The organism is Variovorax sp. V118 (assembly GCF_041154445.1).
In the GTDB taxonomy this organism is placed as follows: Bacteria; Pseudomonadota; Gammaproteobacteria; order Burkholderiales; family Burkholderiaceae_C; genus Variovorax; species Variovorax boronicumulans.
In genome coordinates this window covers 1,696,166-1,713,894 of record NZ_AP028663.1, presented here as the reverse complement: position 1 = coordinate 1,713,894, position 17,729 = coordinate 1,696,166, and the positions used below count along the sequence as shown (strand labels likewise).

Genomic DNA, 17,729 nt, shown 5'->3' with positions numbered 1-17,729 from the left:
AATTTGAGCGGTCCCCCCGTCCCCCCAACAACAGGAGCCTCCCCATGAGCAACGAGAAAACCGAAGCGAAGTGCCCGTTCAGCCAGGCCACCGGCGCCGGCACCACGAACCGCGACTGGTGGCCCGAGCAGCTGCGCCTGGACCTGCTGCACCAGCACTCCTCCAAATCCGATCCCCTGGGCGCCGGTTTCGACTACGCCAAGGCCTTCCAGAGCCTGGACCTCGCCGCGGTGAAGAAAGACCTCGCCGCACTGATGACCGACTCGCAGGACTGGTGGCCCGCCGACTTCGGCCACTACGGCCCGCTCTTCATCCGCATGGCCTGGCACAGCGCCGGCACCTACCGCATCGGCGACGGCCGCGGCGGTGCCGGCCGCGGGCAGCAGCGCTTTGCGCCGCTCAACAGCTGGCCCGACAACGTGAGCCTGGACAAGGCGCGCCGCCTGCTGTGGCCGATCAAGCAGAAGTACGGCCAGAAGATTTCCTGGGCCGACCTGCTGATCCTCACCGGCAACGTCGCGCTCGAGACCATGGGCTTCAAGACCTTCGGCTTCGGCGGCGGCCGCCCCGACGTGTGGGAGCCCGACCAGGACGTGTACTGGGGCCGCGAGAAGACCTGGCTGGGCGGTGACGTGCGCTACGCACAGGGCTCGCCCGGCGTCGAGAAAGACCGCGGCGTGCTCGTGAAGGACGACGACAGCAAGGTGCCGCACACGCGCAACCTCGAGAACCCGCTGGGCGCCGTGCAGATGGGCCTGATCTACGTGAACCCCGAGGGCCCGGACGGCAACCCCGACCCGATCGCCGCGGCGCATGACATCCGCGACACCTTCGCCCGCATGGCCATGAACGACGAGGAAACCGTGGCGCTCATCGCCGGCGGCCACACCTTCGGCAAGACGCACGGCGCGGGGCCGGCCTCGAACGTCGGCAAGGAACCCGAAGCCGCCGGCCTCGAAGACCAGGGCTTCGGCTGGAAGAACAGCTTCGGCACCGGCAAGGGCGGCGACACCATCACCAGCGGCCTCGAAGTGACGTGGACCACCACGCCCACGAAGTGGAGCAACAACTTCTTCGAGAACCTCTTCGGCTACGAGTGGGAACTGACCAAGAGTCCCGCCGGCGCGCACCAGTGGGTCGCCAAGGGCGGCGCCGGTGCCGGCACCATCCCCGACGCGCACGACGCTTCCAAGCGCCACGCGCCGACCATGCTCACGACCGACCTGTCGCTGCGCCTGGACCCGGCCTACGAAAAAATTTCGCGCCGCTTCCTGGCCAACCCCGACCAGCTCGCCGACGCCTTCGCGCGCGCCTGGTTCAAGCTCACGCACCGCGACATGGGCCCGCGCGCCCGCTACCTCGGGCCCGAGGTGCCGGCCGAAGAGCTCATCTGGCAAGACCCGATCCCGGCCGTCGACCATCCGCTGGTCGACGCCAACGACGTCGCGGCGCTGACGAAGAAGGTGCTGGCCTCGGGCCTCACGCCTGCGCAGCTGGTGTCGACGGCGTGGGCCTCGGCCTCCACCTTCCGCGGCTCCGACATGCGCGGCGGTGCCAATGGCGCCCGCGTGCGGCTGGCGCCCCAGAAGGACTGGGCCGTCAACCAGCCCGCGCAGCTGGCCCAGGTGCTGAAGGTGCTCGAAGGCATCCGCAGCGAGTTCAACGCGGCACAGACCGGCGGCAAGAAGATCTCGCTGGCCGACCTGATCGTGCTGGCCGGCGGTGCGGGCGTGGAACAGGCCGCGCGCAATGGCGGCCGTGAAGTGAAGGTGCCCTTCTCGCCGGGCCGCGCCGACGCCTCGCAGGAACAGACCGATGTGCCCTCGTTCGAGCCGCTGGAGCCCGCGGCCGACGGCTTCCGCAACTACCTGAAGGGCCGCTACAGCGTGCCCGGCGAAGCGCTGCTGATCGACAAGGCGCAGCTGCTCACGCTCACGGCGCCCGAGATGACGGTGCTGGTCGGTGGCCTGCGCGTGCTCGACACCAACGTCGGCCAGACGCGCCACGGCGTCTTCACGAAGACGCCCGGCACGCTGAGCAACGACTACTTCGTGAACCTGCTCGACATGGGCACGGAGTGGAAGGCTGTGTCGGACGCCAAGGAGGAATACGAAGGCCGCGACCGCAAGACCGGCACCCTCAAGTGGACCGGCACGCGCGTCGACCTGGTGTTCGGCTCCAACGCGCAGCTGCGCGCCATCGCCGAGGTCTACGGCGCTTCCGACAGCCAGCAGAAGTTCATCGACGACTTCGTGGCCGCCTGGACCAAGGTGATGAACCTGGACCGCTTCGATCTCGCCTGAGGCGGGGCGCCAGCGCCGTCCGCGCCCCGGGGCCCTGCCCCGCGGGCGCGGACTCCCATGAACGAGGTATTCGTTTTTCGGGCCGGGCCACTAGATTCGGCCCCATGAAATTCGCGAAGGCATGGCTTGCCGCCGGCGTCGTCCTGGCGGCCTCGCAGTTCGGTGCGCTGTACGCGCAGGACGGCAACCCCGAATGGCGCGCGCTGCGCCAGGAACTCGTGCAACGCATCAACGCCAACTGCTACGACGTCGGCACGCTCGAGCTGGCGCAGCAGGTGCTGCGGACGGCGCAACGCACGGGCGGGGCCGAGTCCGCCGACACAGCCCTCAGCCTCGTGCTGCTGGCCCACGTCCACCAGCGGCAGGGGCAGCTGACGCGGGCCGCGCAGTCGTACACGGCCGCGCTCGCCATCCAGGAAAAGACCGCCGGGCCGGACAGCCCGCAGGTGGCGTTCACGCTGAGCGCGCTGGCCGGCCTGCACTACCGCCGCGAGGCCTTCGACCAGGCCATTGCGCTGTACGAACGCGCCCTGGCGATCCACGAGAAGCAGCGGCGCCCCGACGCACACGCCGTACTGGTCAGCCGGCAGAACCTGGCCGCGGCCCATCGCGCCCAGGGCGCCTACGCCAAGGCCGCCCCGCTGTACGAACGCGAGCTCGACGCCAGGGCGCAGCCGCTGCTCGCGGTGGCCCTGGTGCACTGACGCGCACTGAAGCGCACCGAAACGCGCCGCACCGCACCCAAACGCGCGGGCCGGCGCCCTGCGCCCGCTACTGCGCCATCTTCGATTCGCGCGCGTTCACCAGCTCCTCGGGCTCCTGCGACTCGACCCAGCTCTCGTTGTTGAGCCCGGCCTGCAGCCGCTCGGTGTCCAGTTCGTTGGTCCACTTGGCGACCACGATGGTGGCCACGCCGTTGCCGATCAGGTTGGTGAGCGCACGGGCTTCCGACATGAAGCGGTCGATGCCCAGGATGAGCGCCAGCCCCGCCACCGGCACGTGCCCCACCGCCGACAGCGTGGCCGCCAGCACGATGAAGCCGCTGCCCGTGACGCCAGCCGCCCCCTTGGAGGTGAGCAACAGCACGGCCAGCAGCGTGATCTCCTGCGTGAGCGTCATTGGCGTGTTGGTGGCCTGCGCGATGAACACCGCCGCCATCGTCAGGTAGATCGAGGTGCCGTCCAGGTTGAACGAGTAGCCCGTGGGAATCACCAGCCCCACGCAGGTCTTGTGGGCGCCCAGGTTCTCCATCTTCTCCATCATGCGCGGCAGCACCGATTCGCTGGACGAGGTGCCCAGCACGATCAGCAGCTCTTCCTTGATGTACTTGATGAACTTCCAGATGCTGAAGCCGTGAAAGCGCGCAATGAGCCCCAGCACCACGAAGATGAACAGCAGGCAGGTCAGGTAGAAGGTGCCCATGAGCTTGCCCAGCGACAGCAGGCTGCCCAGCCCGTACTTGCCGATGGTGAAGGCCATGGCGCCGAAGGCGCCGATGGGCGCGAGCTTCATGATGTAGTTGACGATCACGAACAGCACGTGCGAGCCCTTCTCGATCACGTCGAACACCAGCGTGCCGCGCCCGCCGAAGCGGTGCAGCGCAAAGCCGAACAACACCGCGATCAGCAGCACCTGCAGGATCTCGCCCTTGGCGAAGGCATCGACCACGGTGGAGGGAATCACGTTGAGCAGGAAGTCGACCGTGCCGGTCATCTTGCCGGGGCCGGTGTAGGCCGCGATGGCCTTGGTGTCGAGCGTGGACGCGTCGATGTTCATGCCCGCGCCGGGCTTGAGCAGGTTCACCAGCACGAGGCCGACCACCAGCGCGATGCTGCTCACGATCTCGAAGTACAAAAGCGCCAGCCCGCCGGTCTTGCCGACCTTCTTCATGTCTTCCATGCCGGCGATGCCGACCACCACCGTGCAGAAGATGATCGGCGCGATGATCATCTTGATGAGCTTGATGAAGCCGTCGCCCAAGGGCTTCATCGACTCACCGAGCGAGGGGTAGAAGTACCCCAGCAGCACGCCGACGATCACCGCGGTGATCACCTGCACGTACAGGGAACGGTAAAGGGGGAGCTTCCTGGGTACTGTGCTTGTTGTATGTGCCATGACTGCCTCCTGAAAAGATGAAGGAAAACGCAGAAGAAAGGGTTCGTGTCGGGTTGCTTTCGATGGTTGAAGTCGTGTGTCCTATGGGGGTGGTTCCGGCCCAAATGAAAAAACCCGCCGAAGCGGGTTTTTGTTTTCAGGGCGTGGCGCGCATGCTCAGTGCATGTGGAGGCCGCCGTTGACCGAGAAGTCGGCCCCGGTGCTGTAGCCGCCTTCGTCGGTGGCGAGCCACGCGATGATGGAAGCGATTTCGCTCGGCTCGCCCAGGCGCTTGACCGGGATCGTGGCCACGATCTTGTCGAGCACTTCCTGGCGGATGGCCTTGACCATGTCGGTGCCGATGTAGCCCGGGCTCACCGTGTTCACGGTGACGCCCTTGTTGGCCAGCTCCTGCGCCAGCGCCATCGTGAAGCCGTGCATGCCGGCCTTGGCTGCCGAGTAGTTGGTCTGGCCGGCCTGGCCCTTGGCGCCGTTGACCGAGCTGATGTTGATGATGCGGCCCCAGCCCTTTTCGACCATGTCACCCACCACCTGCTTGGTGACGTTGAACATGCTGTTGAGGTTGGTTTCGATCACCGCGCTCCAGTCCTCGGGGGTCATCTTGAGGAACATGCGGTCCCGCGTGATGCCGGCGTTGTTGACGAGCACGTCAATCGCCCCGTGGGCCGCCTTGGCGGCGGAGAAGGCTTCGACGGTGGATTGCCAGTCGCCGACATTGCCGACCGACGCGTGGAACTCGAAGCCTTCGGCTTTCTGTTCGGCCAGCCACTTGGCGTAGTCCCGCGTGGGGCCGCAACCTGCGACCACGGTGAACCCGTCCTTGTAGAGACGCTGGCAGATGGCTGTTCCGATGCCACCCATGCCTCCGGTGACATATGCAACTTTCTTGCTCATGAGATTTCCTTGATTGAAGCTAGCAAAAAGCCTGAACGGCCGCCTTCACTCTAGCCATTTTCAGGCCACACAACTCTGAGGGAGAACACTGAGCCAAGCTTGCAACCAGCTGTCACGGACATCACCTCGGCGGCACTCTATATGCTTGCGGCTTCGCGCCCGTGACACGGCCCCTGCCGGCCACCCCACCAGGAGTTCGCACGCATGAATTTCGCAATCGTCGTCTTCCCCGAGGTCGAGGAGCTCGATTTCGTCGGTCCCTGGGAAATGCTCACCATGTGGAGCAAGCTGGCCGGCGGCCCCGCGAACTGCCTCGTGGTGGCGCAAACGCACGGCCCGGTCGTCTGCGCCAAGGGGCTGTCGATCAACCCGCATGTCTCGTTTGCCGACTGCCCGCCGCTCGACTTCGTGCTCGTGCCCGGCGGCATGGGCACGCGGCGCGAGGTCGACAACCCCGCCATGGTGCAGTTCCTGGCCGCGCAGGCGCCCGGCTGCAAGGCGCTGCTGTCAGTGTGCACCGGCGCCTTCGTGCTGCATGCGGCCGGCCTGCTCTCGGGCCGCACGGCCACCACGCACTGGGGATCGCTCGACCGCCTGCGCGCGCTCGGCGACGTGAAGGTGGTGGAGCAGCGCTTCGTGCAGGACGGCCACGTCTGGACCTCGGCCGGCGTGTCGGCCGGCACCGACCTGATGCTCGCCTTCATCGCCCATGTGGCGGGCGAGGAAGCCGCGGCCAAGGTGCAGCTGCAGGCCGAGTACTACCCGGCCGACACGGTGTACGGCCACACCTCGAGCCATGAGCGCGCGCCGTCGTATGTGCGGCGGCCAGGCTCGCGCGCGGGCCTCGCCTGACCGTTCGCTCATTCGTTCACGCGTTCCCTTGATCGATCGAACGGTCGGTCATTTCTTCTTTCTTACTTCTTTCGACCTCCATGTCCACGCCCGACCTCACCGACCTCGAACCGCTTTCCGTGCTCGCCGCCCGCGTGGGGGCGACGCTGCGCGAGCGGCGCCAGACGGTGGCGGTCGCCGAATCGTCGGCCGGCGGCCTGGTCTCGGCCGCCCTGCTCGCGCTGCCGGGCGCCTCGGCCTACTTCCTGGGCGGCGCGGTCATCTACTCGCGCCGCGCCGGCAAGGCCCTGCTCGGCCTCACGCCCGAAGACATGGGCGACATGCGCGGCGAGACCGAGCCCTACGCGCGCTTCATCTCGGGCCGTATCCGTGATGCCCACCGCTCGAAATGGGGCATCTGCGAGAGCGGCGCGGCGGGACCGTCGGGCAGCCCGTACGGCGATGCGCCCGGGCATGTTTGCATCGCCGTGACCGGCGCGGACGGCCTCGTGGTCAGCCGCACGATCGAGACCGGGGCAACCGACCGGCCATGGAACATGGATGTGTTCGCGCGGCTGTTGCTGAAGTTGTTCGAAGAGACCTTGCTGGCGAACGGCGACGCATGACCGAAACAGTGATTTCGACCGCTTCCGAAGAAGAGGTCCGCTCCGGCGTCCTGGGCCGCCGGTTGCGCGAGTTCAACTACGGCTTCGTCGGCGAGTACCCCGATACGCAACCCGTGTGGCTGAACGCGAAGGACGCGCAGGGCCGCCTGATGGGCGGGCTGCGTGGCTTCGTCTTCCTCGAATGGCTGCGCATCGACGTGCTGTTCGTCGAGGAGGAAGCCCGGGGCACCGGCCTGGGCCGCCGCCTGCTCGCGGAGGCGGAAGCGCGCGGCAAGGCGCTGGGCGCCGGGAATGCCGCACTCGAAACCTTCGAGTGGCAAGCGCGAGGCTTCTACCTGAAGCAAGGCTACGAAGAGTTCGCCCGCATCGACAACTACGCGCGCGGCAACTACCTCGCCTACATGAAGAAGAAGCTGTGAGCCCGGGGCATTGCGCCCCCTGACTCCCAACCTCTCAAGCTGCCGTCTTCAATCCGCCTGCACCCCCGCAGCCCGGATCACCTTCCCCCACTTCTCGATCTCCGCCGCCAGGTGGCTGCGCAGCGCCTCGGGCGTGACCTTGTCCATCGGCACGGCCTCGGTGCTCAGCTCGGCGAAGCGCTTCTTCACGTTGTCGTCCTGCAGCGCGGCGCGCAGGGCCACGTTGAGTTTCTCGATCACGGCCGGCGGCGTGCCCTTGGGCGCATACACGCCGTGCCACACCTTCACGTCGAAGCCCTTGAGGCCCTGCTCGTCGAGCGTGGGGATGTCGGGCATGCTCGACAGGCGCTTGGGCGTGGTCACGCCGAAGACCTTCACGCGCTGGCCGTCCTTGATGACGGGCGCGGTCTGCGTGGTCTGGTCGCACAGCAGGTCGACCTGCCCGCCCATGAGGTCGTTGAGCGCCGGGCCTGCGCCCTTGTAGGGCACGGTCGTGAGCTGCACGCCGATCTGGTGCGCGAAGAGCATGCCGCACAGCTGTGAGACGGCGCCGATGCCGGCGTTGGCGAGCGAGACCTTGTCCTTGTTGGCCTTCACGTAGGCCAGCAGCTCCTTGAAGTTGTTGGCCGGGAAGTCCTTGCGCGACAGCAGGGTCATCGGCACGTCCATGACCTGGCCGACGTACTCGAAGTCTTTCAGCGGGTCGTAGTTGAGCTTCTTGTACAGCGCGGGCGCGGTGGCCATGCCCATGTGGTGGATGAGGATGGTGTAGCCGTTGGGCGCGGCCTTGGCCACGCGGGTCGGCGCGATGGTGCCGCCCGCGCCCACGGTGTTCTCGACCACCACGGTCTGCCCCAGCGACTTGCCCATGGGCACCGCGAGCATGCGCGCCACCACGTCGGTGGGGCCGCCGGCCGAGTACGGCACGACCATCACGATGGGCTTGTCGGGCCACGCGGCCTGCGCGGCGGCGGGCGATGCGGCGGCGAGCAGGCAGGCGCCCGCCGAGGCCGCGATGAGGGCTTTCAGTTTCCAGGTCTTCGTTGCGCTCACTTCTTTGTCTCCTTGTGGTTTGTCTGTGGATCAGTGCGTCACGGATGAATCGCCGGGGCCGTGCGAGGCGGCCAGCGCGAGCCAGCGCTCGGCCAGCCGCACCACGGGCCCGTCGACCATGCGGCCGTCGAGGCTCACGACGCCGCCGCCCGCCGCGCGCACGGCCTCGGTGACGCGGTGCGCCCAGGCCACCTCGTCGGCCATGGGCCCGAGCGCGGCCTGCACGGGCGCGACCTGCTCGGGGTGGATGCACAGCTTGGCGCCGAAGCCGCCGCGCCGGGCGCGCGCGGTGTCGGCGGCGAGCCGCTGCGCATCGCGCCAGTCGGGCGACACGCCGTCGATGGGCGTGGCCAGCCCGGCGCGGCGCGAGGCCAGCACGAGCGCGAGGCGCACGGGCACCAGCTCGGCCTCGTCGGCATCGCAGGCCATGCCGAGGTCGGCCTGGAAATCGAGATGGCCGAAGGCCAGCCGCAGCACCTGCGGCGCGCCCGCGATGGCGTCGAGCGCCGCGAGCCCCGCAGCCGATTCGATGAGCGGCACCAGCACGGCCTTCGGTCCGACCGTGGCGGCCAGCCGATGCAGTTCGTCGGCGTGCTCGGCCTTGGGCAGCACGATGCCGGCGATCAGGCCCTCGGCGATCCAGCCCGCCGCGCGCGCGCAGTCGTCGTCATGCCATGGCGTGCCGCTGGCGTTCACGCGCACCAGAAGTCGCCCTCGCCCTTCGGCGGGCAGCGCCGCCAGCGAGGCGCCGAGCGCGTCGCGCGACTCGGCCTTGCGCGCGGGCGCCACGGCATCTTCGAGGTCGATGATCACGCCGCCCGCGCCCGTCGCCAGTGCCCGCGCATGGCGCTCGGGCCGGTCGGCCGGCACGAAGAGAAAGGCGCGCGCAAGAGCGAGCGCTTGATCGGTTGGCCCGCTCATACCGCGCCGGCCGCGCGCAGCGCCGCAATCGCGTCGTCGCCGCGGCCCAGGCTGCGCAGGATCGCGTCGGTGTGCTGGCCGACCGCGGGCACCGGGTCCATGCGGTAGTCGAACGCGCTCTGGCGACCGGCGGGCAGCAGCGCCGGGATGTCGCCGGCCGGCGAACCCACCTGGCGCCAGCGCTCGCGCGCCTGCAGCTGCGGGTGCGCCCACAGCCCGGCCATGTCGTTCATGCGCGCATTGGCGATCTGCGCGGTGTCGAGCCGCTCGAGCACCTGCGCCGCGCTGAGCGCACCGAAGGTGTCGACGATGAGCGTACGCAGCGCCTCGCGGTGCTCGTTGCGCCGCGCGTTGCTGTCGAAGCGCGGGTCGCTCGCAAGTTCGGGGCGCAGCAGCACCTTGTCGCAGAAGGCGCGCCACTCGCGCTCGTTCTGCAGGCCCAGCATCACGGTGCCGCCGTCGCCGGCGGGGAAAGGGCCGTAGGGATAGATGGTGGCGTGCGAGGCGGCGCTGCGCGGCGGCGGCGGCGCACCGTCGTAGGCGTAGTACATCGGGTAGCCCATCCACTCGGCAAGCGATTCGAGCATCGACACGTCGATGTGCGAGCCCTTGCCCGTCTTGCCGCGCTGCATCAGCGCCGCGAGGATGCCGGTGTAGGCGTACATGCCCGCCGCGATGTCGGCGATGGAGTTGCCCGACTTGCACGGGTCGTCGGGCGTGCCCGTCACCGACAGGAAGCCGGCCTCGCTCTGAATCAGCAGGTCGTAGGCCTTCTTGTCGCGGTACGGGCCGTCTTCGCCGTAGCCCGAGATGTCGCAGACGATGAGCGCGGGGTGTTTTTCCTGCAGCACCTGCGCGCCCAGGCCCATGCGCGCGGCGGCGCCGGGCGCGAGGTTCTGCACCAGCACGTCGGCGCCGGCCACCAGCTCCTGCAGCACGGCGAGCGCGGCGGGCTGCTTCAGGTCGAGCGTGAGGCTTTCCTTCGAGCGGTTGACCCACACGAAGTGCGAGGCCTCGCCGTTCACGCGCTCGTCGTAGGCGCGCGCAAAGTCGCCGCCGCCGGGGCGCTCGACCTTGATGACGCGCGCGCCGAGGTCGGCAAGCTGGCGGGTGCAGAACGGCGCCGCGATGGCGTGTTCGAGCGAGATGACGGTGATGCCGTCCAGGGGTCTGGTCATGGGCTTCTTCTTTCTTTCCTTGCGTCAGGCGAGCACGGCCGTGGCCTGCATCGTGAGCCAGCCGTCGGCGTCTTCGCCCCACAGGCTGAAGGTCTTGCCGTCGGTGCTGCCTTCGGCGGGCTTGCCGTGCACGCGGAACGGCGCGATGTCGAAGGTCGGGCGCACGGCGCGGAACTCGAAGCGCGCGAGCTGCGCATCGGCCGGCGCGTTGCGGCGCAGCAGGTCGACCAGCAGCGTCGCGATCAGCGGGCCGTGCACGATGAGGCCCGGGTAGCCCTCGACCTGCGTCACGTAGCGGCGGTCGTAGTGGATGCGGTGGCCGTTGAAGGTCAGCGCCGAGTAGCGGAACAGCAGCACGTCGTCGGGCACGAGGTCGCGGCTGAAGGCGGCGTCTTTCGGTGCGGGCGTGGGCGGCGGCGCAGGCTCACCGGGTGCGGCGGCGGCGCGGTAGACGATGTCGTGCTCTTCGGTCAGCGCGAGGCCGCGCGCGTTGCGCACCTCGTGGCGCACCAGCACGAACACCAGCTCGCCCGTGCGGCCGGCCTTGTGCGTGACCGAGGCGATGGTCGAGGTGCGCTCGACCGCATCGCCCACCTGCAGCGGATTGCCCGGCTCCCAGGTCAGCCGGCCGCCGGCCCACATGCGGCGCGGCAGCGGCACGGGCGGCAGGAAGCCGCCGCGCTTGGCATGCCCGTCTTCGCCGATCTCCGACTGGCGGTGGTGCGGCAGGAAGTAGAGCCAGTGCCACAGCGCAGGCAGGCGCGTGCCCGCCTCGGGCAGCGGGTCGTCGCGGTCGAGTGTGGCGGACAGCCCGCGCACGGGCGCGGCGGTGAGGTCGTCGCGCAGCGTTTCGGTGCGGCCCTGCCAGGCCTGCAGGCGCGCGAGGGCTTCGACGTCGATCAGGGGAGAAGTCATGTCGTGTGTGTCGGGAAGAAGGATGAGTGGCGAGGTCAGTCGACCGCGGCGCCCGAGGCCTTGACGATGCGCGCCCACTTGGCGAGGTCGGTGCGCAGCAGCGCCGAGAACTGTTCGGGCGAGGTGGCCGCAGCGATCTCGACGCCCTGCTGGTCGAGCTTGTCGCGCAGGTCCTTGGCCGCGAGCGCCTTGCGCGTCGCGTCCTGCAGGGTGGCGAGCACGTCGGCCGGCACGCCCGCGGGCGCGAACAGGCCGATCCACAGCGTGCCGTTGTAGCCCGGCACCTGCTCGGCGATGGCGGGCACGTCGGGCAGCACGGGCGAGCGTTTTTCGGCGCTCACGGCCAGCGCGCGCAGCTTGCCGGCCTTGATGTGCGCCAGCGCCGAAGGCAGGCTCGCGAACACGATGGGCAATTGCCCGCCCAGCACATCGTTGATGGCAGGTGCCACGCCCTTGTACGGCACGTGCTGCAAAGAGATGCCGCCCATGCTGTTGAGCATTTCGCCCAGCAGGTGGTTGAGCGTGCCGTTGCCGGCCGAGGCGTACTGGTAGCTGGCGCCCTTGTCGCGCGCCAGCTTCAAAAATTCGGCGAAATTCTTCGCGGGGAACGACGGGTTCACCAGCAGCACGTTGGGCACGGCGCCGACCAGGCCGACGGGCTTGAAGTCTTTCTCGGGGTCGAAGCCCAGGTTCTTGTAGAGCGCGGGGTTGATGGCCTGGCTGCTGCTGATCGTCATGAGCAGCGTGTAGCCGTCCTTCGGGCCCTTGGCGACCAGCTGCGTGCCGATGTTGCCGCCCGCGCCGGGGCGGTTGTCGACCACCACGCTGGCGTTGTTCATCACCTCGCCGAGCTTCTGGCCGACGAGGCGGCCGACGATGTCGTTGGTGCCGCCCGCGGCCTGGGGCACGACGAGCGTGATGGGGCGCGAGGGGTAGGTCTGGGCGGTGGCCGGGTTGGCGGCCAGCAAGGCGGTGGCGGCGAGGCCGAAGGCGATCAGCGCCTTGGCGCGAAGTCGCAAGGCGGGGGTGGTGTCGTGTGTCTCCATGGCCGCATGGTCTTCTGCCCGCCCCGCCGGCGCAATCTGCGATTTCGGAAGCCAGGCTTCTGAAATTCCGAAGGCTTGACTACCATCGCCCCATGCTCTTCGACCTCACCGACCTGCGCCTGTTCGTGGCCACGGCCGAACTCGGCAACCTCACGCGGGCGGCCGAGCGCCAGCACCTGTCGCTGGCGGCGGCCAGCGCGCGCATCAAGGCGCTCGAGACCCAGGCCGGCCTGCAGCTGCTGCAGCGCGAGGCCCGCGGCGTGCGCCTGCTGCCGCCGGGCGAGGCCTTCCTGCACCACGCCCGGCTGGTGCTGCACCAGGCCGACCAGCTGCGCGCCGACCTGCTCGAGTACGGCGGCGGCCTTCGCGGCCACCTGCGCGTGTTCGCCAACACCACGGCGGTGACCGATTTCCTGCCCGAGATCCTGCCCGGCTTCCTGGCCGCCAACCCGCGCATCAACGTCGACCTTCAGGAAAAACCGAATGCTCAGATCCCGCGCGGCGTGCGCGACGGGCGCGCCGACATCGGCATCGTCGCGGGCCAGATGGACACGCTGGGCCTGGACACCATCCACTTCAGCACCGACCGGCTGGTGCTCGTCACCTCGCGCCAGCACCGCTTTGCGCGGCGGCGCCGCATCTCGTTCGCCGAAACGCTCGACGAAGACGCCATCGGCATGCAGCAGGGCAGCACGCTGCAGGCCTTCCTGGGGCAGATCACCGACCACCTGGGCAAGCGCCAGAAGCTGCGTATCCAGCTCGGCAGCTTCGACGCCATGTGCCGGATGATCGGCAGCGGCGTGGGCATCGGCGTGGTGCCGGAGTCGGCCGCGCGGCGCAACCAGGAGAGCATGGGGCTCGCGCTGGTCGAGCTCAGCGACCCGTGGTGCGTGCGCGAGCGCTACCTGCTCGTGCGCGACCGCGCAGCCCTGCCCGTGTACGCCCAGGCGCTGGTCGAGACCTTGTGCAAGCACTACGCCGACGCGCAGGCCGAAACCGGCTGACGGCCCGATTTCCGGGCAAAAACAGGCACTTGCAGGCGGCTTGTGAGAAACCCGATGTCTTCCCCATTTTCTGTGCACAACTTTGGGGGTAAGTCAGGGGCAGCGTTGTAAAGCGAACGCAAGTCGTTGTTTTATAAAGAGAATAGTTAGTCTGCTTAAAAATTTTGCAGTGCACAAGTCAGGCCGCCGAGGGGCCTGAAAATCGCTCGAAAACAGGAAAGTCAAGCGAAAAAACAGGGGGTTGCCTGTGCTAGGCCGCCCTTTGAAACCAACGACTTGCGGCGGGTTGTGAAGAAGTCCACTGCAATCCCCACTTTCTGTGGGCAACTTTGGGGGTAACTCGGGTGGAGCTTTGTAAAACGAATGCAAGCTGTTGTTTTACAAAGGGATTCCACACTTTGCTCAATTTTTGAGCGGTGAACAAAACGGACGACCGGTGGCGGATGGCGAAGGTCGCAGGCGTTCGAATGAATCCAAAGGTTCTCATCACCCGCAAATTGATCGGCAAGGCGCGAACTGCCGGCTCCAAGGCATGGCTGGGGCGACGGCCGTACAGTCGGGCACGAGCAACCGTTCGGATGCGGAGAGCACAAATGCAAGGTGTTGGCGAACTCATCGACCACTGGAAAGCAGAGAACCTGACGCTTGTGCCGCCGGCACCGAAAGCACAGATTCTCGAAACTTTCGAAAGCCTGGGATCGACTGCAACAGCAGACGTCATCGCTCTCTACACCTCGCTGGGCGGCATGCGCGAGATGGACAAGGCGTTGTGGCGCCTTTGGCCACTCGAGGAAATCAAGGCCGAAAACTCCGAACTCTCCCCTCACGGCGTGCTCTTCTCGGACTACTTCATCTGCTGTTGGTGCTACAGGCTGAAGGCGAACCCGGACGGCACCAGCTCGGTGCTGGAAGATCGCTTCGATGGATCAGAGCCGCGCCTGGTGGCAAGCACGCTCGAAGCGTTCTTCCTTTCCTATCTGGCCGACGCCACGCGTTTGCTCGATGGCGCTGCACTCGATTGACGCGTGCGAGGCAAAGACATTCGCAGCAGAGAAACCATGCTCGAAGCCCTCAGCGCCCCCTGGTCCTGCATCGGCGCCGTCGCCGGGCTGCTGATCGCCCTGCTGGTTCATTGGCTGGCCCCGGCCGACATCGACACGGTGCACGCCGGCGCGTGGCTGGTGGGCATCGGCTGGCTCGCGGGCCTGGCCTGGGACCTCGTGGCTTCAGACCGGTCGAAGTAAGCCGCAGGCGAAACCCGCAAACAGCGCACACAAAAAAGGGAGGGGAGGCAGCGGCCCTTGCGAGCCCCTGCCTCCCCTCCCCGTACCGGTTCACCCGGTGATCAGGCTCAGCGCTCGATCGTCAGCGCCACGCCCATGCCGCCGCCGATGCACAGCGAGGCGATGCCCTTCTTGGCATTCTGGCGCTGCATTTCGTGCAGCAGCGTCACCAGGATGCGGCAGCCCGACGCACCGATGGGGTGGCCGATGGCGATGGCGCCGCCGTTCACGTTCACCTTGTTCACGTCCCAGCCCATTTCGCGGTTCACGGCGCAGGCCTGTGCGGCGAAGGCTTCGTTGATCTCGAGCAGGTCGAGGTCGGCGGCCTTCCAGCCAGCGCGCTGCAGCGCCTTCTGCGACGCCGGCACGGGGCCCATGCCCATGATGGTCGGGTCCAGGCCGGCGGTGGCGTAACTGGCAATGCGGCCCAGCGGCTTCAGGCCCAGGGCCGCGGCCTTCTTGGCCGTCATGACCATCACGGCGGCGGCGCCGTCGTTCAGGCCCGAGGCATTGCCCGCGGTCACGCCGCCGGCCTTGTCGAAGGCGGGGCGCAGGCCGGCCAGCACTTCGGCGTTGGTCTTGCGGTTGATGAACTCGTCCTGGTTGAAGACGAGCGGGTCGCCCTTCTTCTGCGGAATGCTCACGCCGACGATCTCGTCCTTGAACTTGCCGGCGTCCTGCGCGGCGGCGGCCTTGGTCTGGCTGGCCAGGGCCAGTTCGTCCTGCGAGGCGCGGTCGATGTTGTACTTCTTGGCCACGTTCTCGGCCGTGATGCCCATGTGGTACTGGTTGTACACATCCCACAGGCCGTCGACGATCATGGTGTCGACCAGCTTCCAGTCGCCCATGCGCTGGCCGTTGCGCGAGTTGGGCAGCACGTGCGGCGCCATGCTCATGTTTTCCTGGCCGCCGGCGATCACGATTTCGCTGTCGCCCGTGGCCACGGCCTGCGCCGCCAGCATCACGGCCTTCAGGCCCGAGCCGCACACGGCGTTGATGGTGAGCGCCGGCGTTTCCTTGGTGCCGCCGCCCTTGAGCCAGGCCTGGCGCGCGGGGTTCTGGCCGGCGCCGGCCGCGAGCACCTGGCCCATGATGGCCTCGCCCACCTGGTCGGCCGTGAGGTTGGCGCGCGCGATCACTTCCTTGATCACGAGGGCGCCCAGCTCGGTGGCGGGAATGCCGGCGAGCGAGCCGCCGAATTTGCCGACCGCCGTACGCGCAGCCGAAACGATGACGATGTCTTCCATGAGGTTCTCTCCGTTGAGGTGATTTGAAATCGGTTGCGATCTTGCGGGAGCTGGCGCCCGTTCAGGCCTTGGCCTTCACGTAGCGTCCCGGCGCCGGTTCGATGGCCTTGTAGGCCTTGCCGTTGCCGTAGCCCTTGGGCGCGGGGATCTGCTTGCCCGCGTGGCCCTTGAGCCATTGTGCCCAGTCGGTCCACCAGCTGCCCGGCTGCTCCTGCGCGCCGGCCAGCCATTCGGGCTGGGTCTTGGGAAACTTGCCGTCCTCGCGCAGCCAGTGGCTGCGCTTGTTCTTGGCGGGCGGGTTGATCACGCCGGCGATGTGGCCCGAAGCGCCCATCACGAAGCGCTTCTTGCCCGTGAGCAGTTGCGTGGAGGTGTAGGCGCCGCCGATGGGCACGATGTGGTCTTCGCGCGAGCCGTAGATGTAGGCCGGGATGTCGATCTTGCCCAGGTCGACCTTCTCGCCGCACACCGTGAGCGCGCCGGGCTTGGCCAGCTTGTTCTCGTGGTACGTGTTGCGCAGGTACCAGGCGTAGAACGGGCCCGGCAGGTTGGTCGCGTCGCTGTTCCAGTACAGCAGGTCGAAAGCCGGCGGCGTCTCGCCCTTGAGGTAGTTGCCAACCACGTAGTTCCACACCAGGTCGTTCGGGCGCAGGAAGCTGAAGGTCGAGGCCAGGTCACCGCCGGGCAGCAGGCCGCCCTTGCCCAGTTGCATCTCGCGGTACGCCACCATGGGCTCGTCCACGAAGATGTCGAGGATGCCGGTGTCGCTGAAGTCGAGGAAGGTGGTCAGCAGCGTGACCGATGCGGCCGGCTTCTCGCCGCGCGCCGCGAGCACGGCCAGCGCGGTGCTCAGGATGGTGCCGCCCACGCAGAAGCCCAGCGTGTTGATCTGCTTGCTTCCGCTGATCTCCTGTACGGTGTGAATCGCCTTGATGGCCGCGTTCTCGATGTAGTCGTCCCAGGTGGCCTGGGCCAGCGACTCGTCGGGGTTGCGCCAGCTCACCACGAACACGCGGTGGCCCTGCTCGTTCGCATAGCGGATGAGCGAGTTGTCGGGCTGCAGGTCGAGGATGTAGAACTTGTTGATGCACGGCGGCACCAGCAGGAACGGCCGTTCGTACACCTTGGCGGTGAGCGGCTTGTATTCGAGCAGCTGGAAATACTCGTTCTCGAACACCACGGCGCCTTCGGTGGTGGCCACGTTGCGCCCCACTTCGAAGGCGCTTTCGTCGGTCATGCTGACGTGGCCCTGCTTCATGTCGTGCAGCAGGTTCTGGATGCCCTTGGCGATGCTCTCGCCCTGCGTGTCGATGGCCTTTTTCTGCGCCTCGGCATTGAAGGCGAGCGAGTTGCTGGGCGAGGCCGCGGCCATCCACTGCTCGACCGCGAAGCGCAGGCGCGCCTTGGTCTTGTCGTCGGCGTCGATGGCCTCGGCCATGCGCATCATGGTGCGGCCGTTGAGCAGGTACACCGCAGCCGAGAAGGCCGCCAGCGGGTTGCTGCCCCAGGCCTCGGCGGCAAAGCGCTTGTCGCCCTCGGGCCGGGCACCGAAGCCGCGGCGCCACAGGTCGGTGGCGTCGCTCAGGTACTGCTGCTGGATGGACTGCAGCTGCTCGGGATCGATGGAGAACTTGGGCAGCTCGGGCATGGCGGCTGCGCCCGGGAATTGCGCCATTTGTGGCAATTGCCATAGCGGCGTGCCGCCGACGTCGAAAGCGGCGGAACCTCCTGGACCTGCAGCTTTCTGGAAAGCCTCCATGGCCTGGGTCCAGCCCTGCGTGAGGGCTTTTTGAAAGGGCGCGAACGCATCGGCCCCCGTGTCTTGTTGCTTCATCATGTCTCCTGGCCGTGGCCTGGGTCGATACGAACGGATGGCTTGCGTGTTTTGAGTATG

The 17,729-nt window shown here is 67.8% G+C and carries 17 protein-coding genes; 8 read left to right on the top strand and 9 right to left on the bottom strand.

Annotation, left to right across the window (positions count from 1 at the left end):
- The first annotated feature begins 44 nt into the window (after positions 1 to 44).
- On the top strand, positions 45 to 2,303 hold the full coding sequence (katG, locus tag ACAM52_RS07675) for a catalase/peroxidase HPI (protein WP_369646625.1): 2,259 nt from the start codon (positions 45 to 47) through the stop codon (positions 2,301 to 2,303).
- Between the two features lie 104 nt (positions 2,304 to 2,407).
- A complete protein-coding gene (locus tag ACAM52_RS07670; RefSeq protein WP_369646624.1) occupies positions 2,408 to 3,007 on the top strand; it encodes a tetratricopeptide repeat protein in 600 nt (199 codons plus the stop codon).
- Positions 3,008 to 3,074: 67 nt separating this feature from the next.
- Here the strand turns inward: ACAM52_RS07670 and ACAM52_RS07665 are convergent, their stop codons facing one another.
- Together ACAM52_RS07665 and phbB are read right to left on the bottom strand one after the other, a co-directional pair.
- Positions 3,075 to 4,418 (bottom strand): dicarboxylate/amino acid:cation symporter, encoded by a 1,344-nt coding sequence (locus ACAM52_RS07665; RefSeq protein ID WP_062480874.1) that lies wholly within the window; start codon positions 4,416 to 4,418, stop codon positions 3,075 to 3,077.
- Positions 4,419 to 4,574: 156 nt separating this feature from the next.
- On the bottom strand, positions 4,575 to 5,312 hold the full coding sequence (phbB, locus tag ACAM52_RS07660) for an acetoacetyl-CoA reductase (RefSeq protein WP_062480872.1): 738 nt from the start codon (positions 5,310 to 5,312) through the stop codon (positions 4,575 to 4,577).
- A 204-nt stretch (positions 5,313 to 5,516) separates the two neighbouring features.
- Here phbB and ACAM52_RS07655 point away from each other — a divergent pair, with 204 nt between their 5' ends.
- The 3 genes from ACAM52_RS07655 (at position 5,517) to ACAM52_RS07645 (ending at position 7,188) form a co-directional block, all read left to right on the top strand.
- A complete protein-coding gene (locus ACAM52_RS07655; RefSeq protein WP_070061119.1) occupies positions 5,517 to 6,164 on the top strand; it encodes a DJ-1/PfpI family protein in 648 nt (215 codons plus the stop codon).
- Positions 6,165 to 6,244: 80 nt separating this feature from the next.
- Positions 6,245 to 6,769 (top strand): CinA family protein, encoded by a 525-nt coding sequence (locus tag ACAM52_RS07650; protein WP_062480868.1) that lies wholly within the window; start codon positions 6,245 to 6,247, stop codon positions 6,767 to 6,769.
- Positions 6,766 to 7,188: an N-acetyltransferase gene (locus tag ACAM52_RS07645; RefSeq protein ID WP_095947110.1), complete on the top strand. Its 423-nt coding sequence runs from the start codon at positions 6,766 to 6,768 to the stop codon at positions 7,186 to 7,188. Before ACAM52_RS07650 ends, ACAM52_RS07645 begins: the two co-directional genes overlap by 4 nt.
- A gap of 48 nt (positions 7,189 to 7,236) precedes the next feature.
- Here ACAM52_RS07645 and ACAM52_RS07640 read toward each other — a convergent pair whose 3' ends face one another.
- Genes ACAM52_RS07640 through ACAM52_RS07620 form a run of 5 tightly spaced genes read right to left on the bottom strand, consistent with a single transcriptional unit; the run spans position 7,237 to position 12,301 of the window.
- Positions 7,237 to 8,241 (bottom strand): tripartite tricarboxylate transporter substrate binding protein BugD, encoded by a 1,005-nt coding sequence (locus ACAM52_RS07640; protein WP_369646623.1) that lies wholly within the window; start codon positions 8,239 to 8,241, stop codon positions 7,237 to 7,239.
- Between the two features lie 30 nt (positions 8,242 to 8,271).
- Positions 8,272 to 9,162, bottom strand: coding sequence for a CoA ester lyase (locus ACAM52_RS07635; RefSeq protein ID WP_369646622.1), 891 nt, complete (start codon positions 9,160 to 9,162; stop codon positions 8,272 to 8,274).
- Positions 9,159 to 10,340, bottom strand: a complete 1,182-nt coding sequence (locus ACAM52_RS07630) for a CaiB/BaiF CoA-transferase family protein (RefSeq protein ID WP_070061123.1) — start codon at positions 10,338 to 10,340, stop codon at positions 9,159 to 9,161. Before ACAM52_RS07630 ends, ACAM52_RS07635 begins: the two co-directional genes overlap by 4 nt.
- A 24-nt stretch (positions 10,341 to 10,364) precedes the next feature.
- Positions 10,365 to 11,255 carry a MaoC family dehydratase N-terminal domain-containing protein gene (locus ACAM52_RS07625; RefSeq protein WP_307693222.1) on the bottom strand — a complete coding sequence of 297 codons (891 nt, stop codon included), beginning with the start codon at positions 11,253 to 11,255 and terminating at the stop codon, positions 10,365 to 10,367.
- Positions 11,256 to 11,290: 35 nt separating this feature from the next.
- Positions 11,291 to 12,301: a tripartite tricarboxylate transporter substrate binding protein gene (locus ACAM52_RS07620; RefSeq protein WP_369646621.1), complete on the bottom strand. Its 1,011-nt coding sequence runs from the start codon at positions 12,299 to 12,301 to the stop codon at positions 11,291 to 11,293.
- 92 nt (positions 12,302 to 12,393) lie between these two features.
- Between ACAM52_RS07620 and ACAM52_RS07615 the strand changes: the two genes are divergently transcribed.
- The 3 genes from ACAM52_RS07615 (at position 12,394) to ACAM52_RS07605 (ending at position 14,549) form a co-directional block, all read left to right on the top strand.
- On the top strand, positions 12,394 to 13,305 hold the full coding sequence (locus ACAM52_RS07615) for a LysR substrate-binding domain-containing protein (RefSeq protein ID WP_159271438.1): 912 nt from the start codon (positions 12,394 to 12,396) through the stop codon (positions 13,303 to 13,305).
- Positions 13,306 to 13,772: 467 nt separating this feature from the next.
- Entirely contained in the window at positions 13,773 to 14,327 is a 555-nt protein-coding gene (locus ACAM52_RS07610) for a hypothetical protein (RefSeq protein ID WP_369646620.1), read from the top strand.
- 36 nt (positions 14,328 to 14,363) lie between these two features.
- Positions 14,364 to 14,549: a hypothetical protein gene (locus tag ACAM52_RS07605; protein ID WP_369646619.1), complete on the top strand. Its 186-nt coding sequence runs from the start codon at positions 14,364 to 14,366 to the stop codon at positions 14,547 to 14,549.
- Positions 14,550 to 14,656: 107 nt separating this feature from the next.
- On the opposite strand, the gene ACAM52_RS07600 is transcribed toward ACAM52_RS07605, so the two are convergent.
- A complete protein-coding gene (locus ACAM52_RS07600; protein WP_095745805.1) occupies positions 14,657 to 15,835 on the bottom strand; it encodes an acetyl-CoA C-acetyltransferase in 1,179 nt (392 codons plus the stop codon).
- Positions 15,836 to 15,896: 61 nt separating this feature from the next.
- A complete protein-coding gene (gene phaC / locus ACAM52_RS07595; protein WP_369646618.1) occupies positions 15,897 to 17,669 on the bottom strand; it encodes a class I poly(R)-hydroxyalkanoic acid synthase in 1,773 nt (590 codons plus the stop codon).
- Positions 17,670 to 17,729: the final 60 nt, after the last annotated feature.

Excerpts from the sequence above, each read along its gene's own strand:
- katG (WP_369646625.1), top strand. The coding sequence starts at position 45 with ATGAGCAACGAGAAAACCGAAGCGAAGTGCCCGTTCAGCCAGGCCACC.
- ACAM52_RS07670 (WP_369646624.1), top strand. The coding sequence starts at position 2,408 with ATGAAATTCGCGAAGGCATGGCTTGCCGCCGGCGTCGTCCTGGCGGCC.
- ACAM52_RS07665 (WP_062480874.1), bottom strand. The coding sequence starts at position 4,418 with ATGGCACATACAACAAGCACAGTACCCAGGAAGCTCCCCCTTTACCGT.
- phbB (WP_062480872.1), bottom strand. The coding sequence starts at position 5,312 with ATGAGCAAGAAAGTTGCATATGTCACCGGAGGCATGGGTGGCATCGGA.
- ACAM52_RS07655 (WP_070061119.1), top strand. The coding sequence starts at position 5,517 with ATGAATTTCGCAATCGTCGTCTTCCCCGAGGTCGAGGAGCTCGATTTC.
- ACAM52_RS07650 (WP_062480868.1), top strand. The coding sequence starts at position 6,245 with ATGTCCACGCCCGACCTCACCGACCTCGAACCGCTTTCCGTGCTCGCC.
- ACAM52_RS07645 (WP_095947110.1), top strand. The coding sequence starts at position 6,766 with ATGACCGAAACAGTGATTTCGACCGCTTCCGAAGAAGAGGTCCGCTCC.
- ACAM52_RS07635 (WP_369646622.1), bottom strand. The coding sequence starts at position 9,162 with ATGAGCGGGCCAACCGATCAAGCGCTCGCTCTTGCGCGCGCCTTTCTC.
- ACAM52_RS07630 (WP_070061123.1), bottom strand. The coding sequence starts at position 10,340 with ATGACCAGACCCCTGGACGGCATCACCGTCATCTCGCTCGAACACGCC.
- ACAM52_RS07625 (WP_307693222.1), bottom strand. The coding sequence starts at position 11,255 with ATGACTTCTCCCCTGATCGACGTCGAAGCCCTCGCGCGCCTGCAGGCC.
- ACAM52_RS07620 (WP_369646621.1), bottom strand. The coding sequence starts at position 12,301 with ATGGAGACACACGACACCACCCCCGCCTTGCGACTTCGCGCCAAGGCG.
- ACAM52_RS07615 (WP_159271438.1), top strand. The coding sequence starts at position 12,394 with ATGCTCTTCGACCTCACCGACCTGCGCCTGTTCGTGGCCACGGCCGAA.
- ACAM52_RS07610 (WP_369646620.1), top strand. The coding sequence starts at position 13,773 with ATGAATCCAAAGGTTCTCATCACCCGCAAATTGATCGGCAAGGCGCGA.
- ACAM52_RS07605 (WP_369646619.1), top strand. The coding sequence starts at position 14,364 with ATGCTCGAAGCCCTCAGCGCCCCCTGGTCCTGCATCGGCGCCGTCGCC.
- ACAM52_RS07600 (WP_095745805.1), bottom strand. The coding sequence starts at position 15,835 with ATGGAAGACATCGTCATCGTTTCGGCTGCGCGTACGGCGGTCGGCAAA.
- phaC (WP_369646618.1), bottom strand. The coding sequence starts at position 17,669 with ATGAAGCAACAAGACACGGGGGCCGATGCGTTCGCGCCCTTTCAAAAA.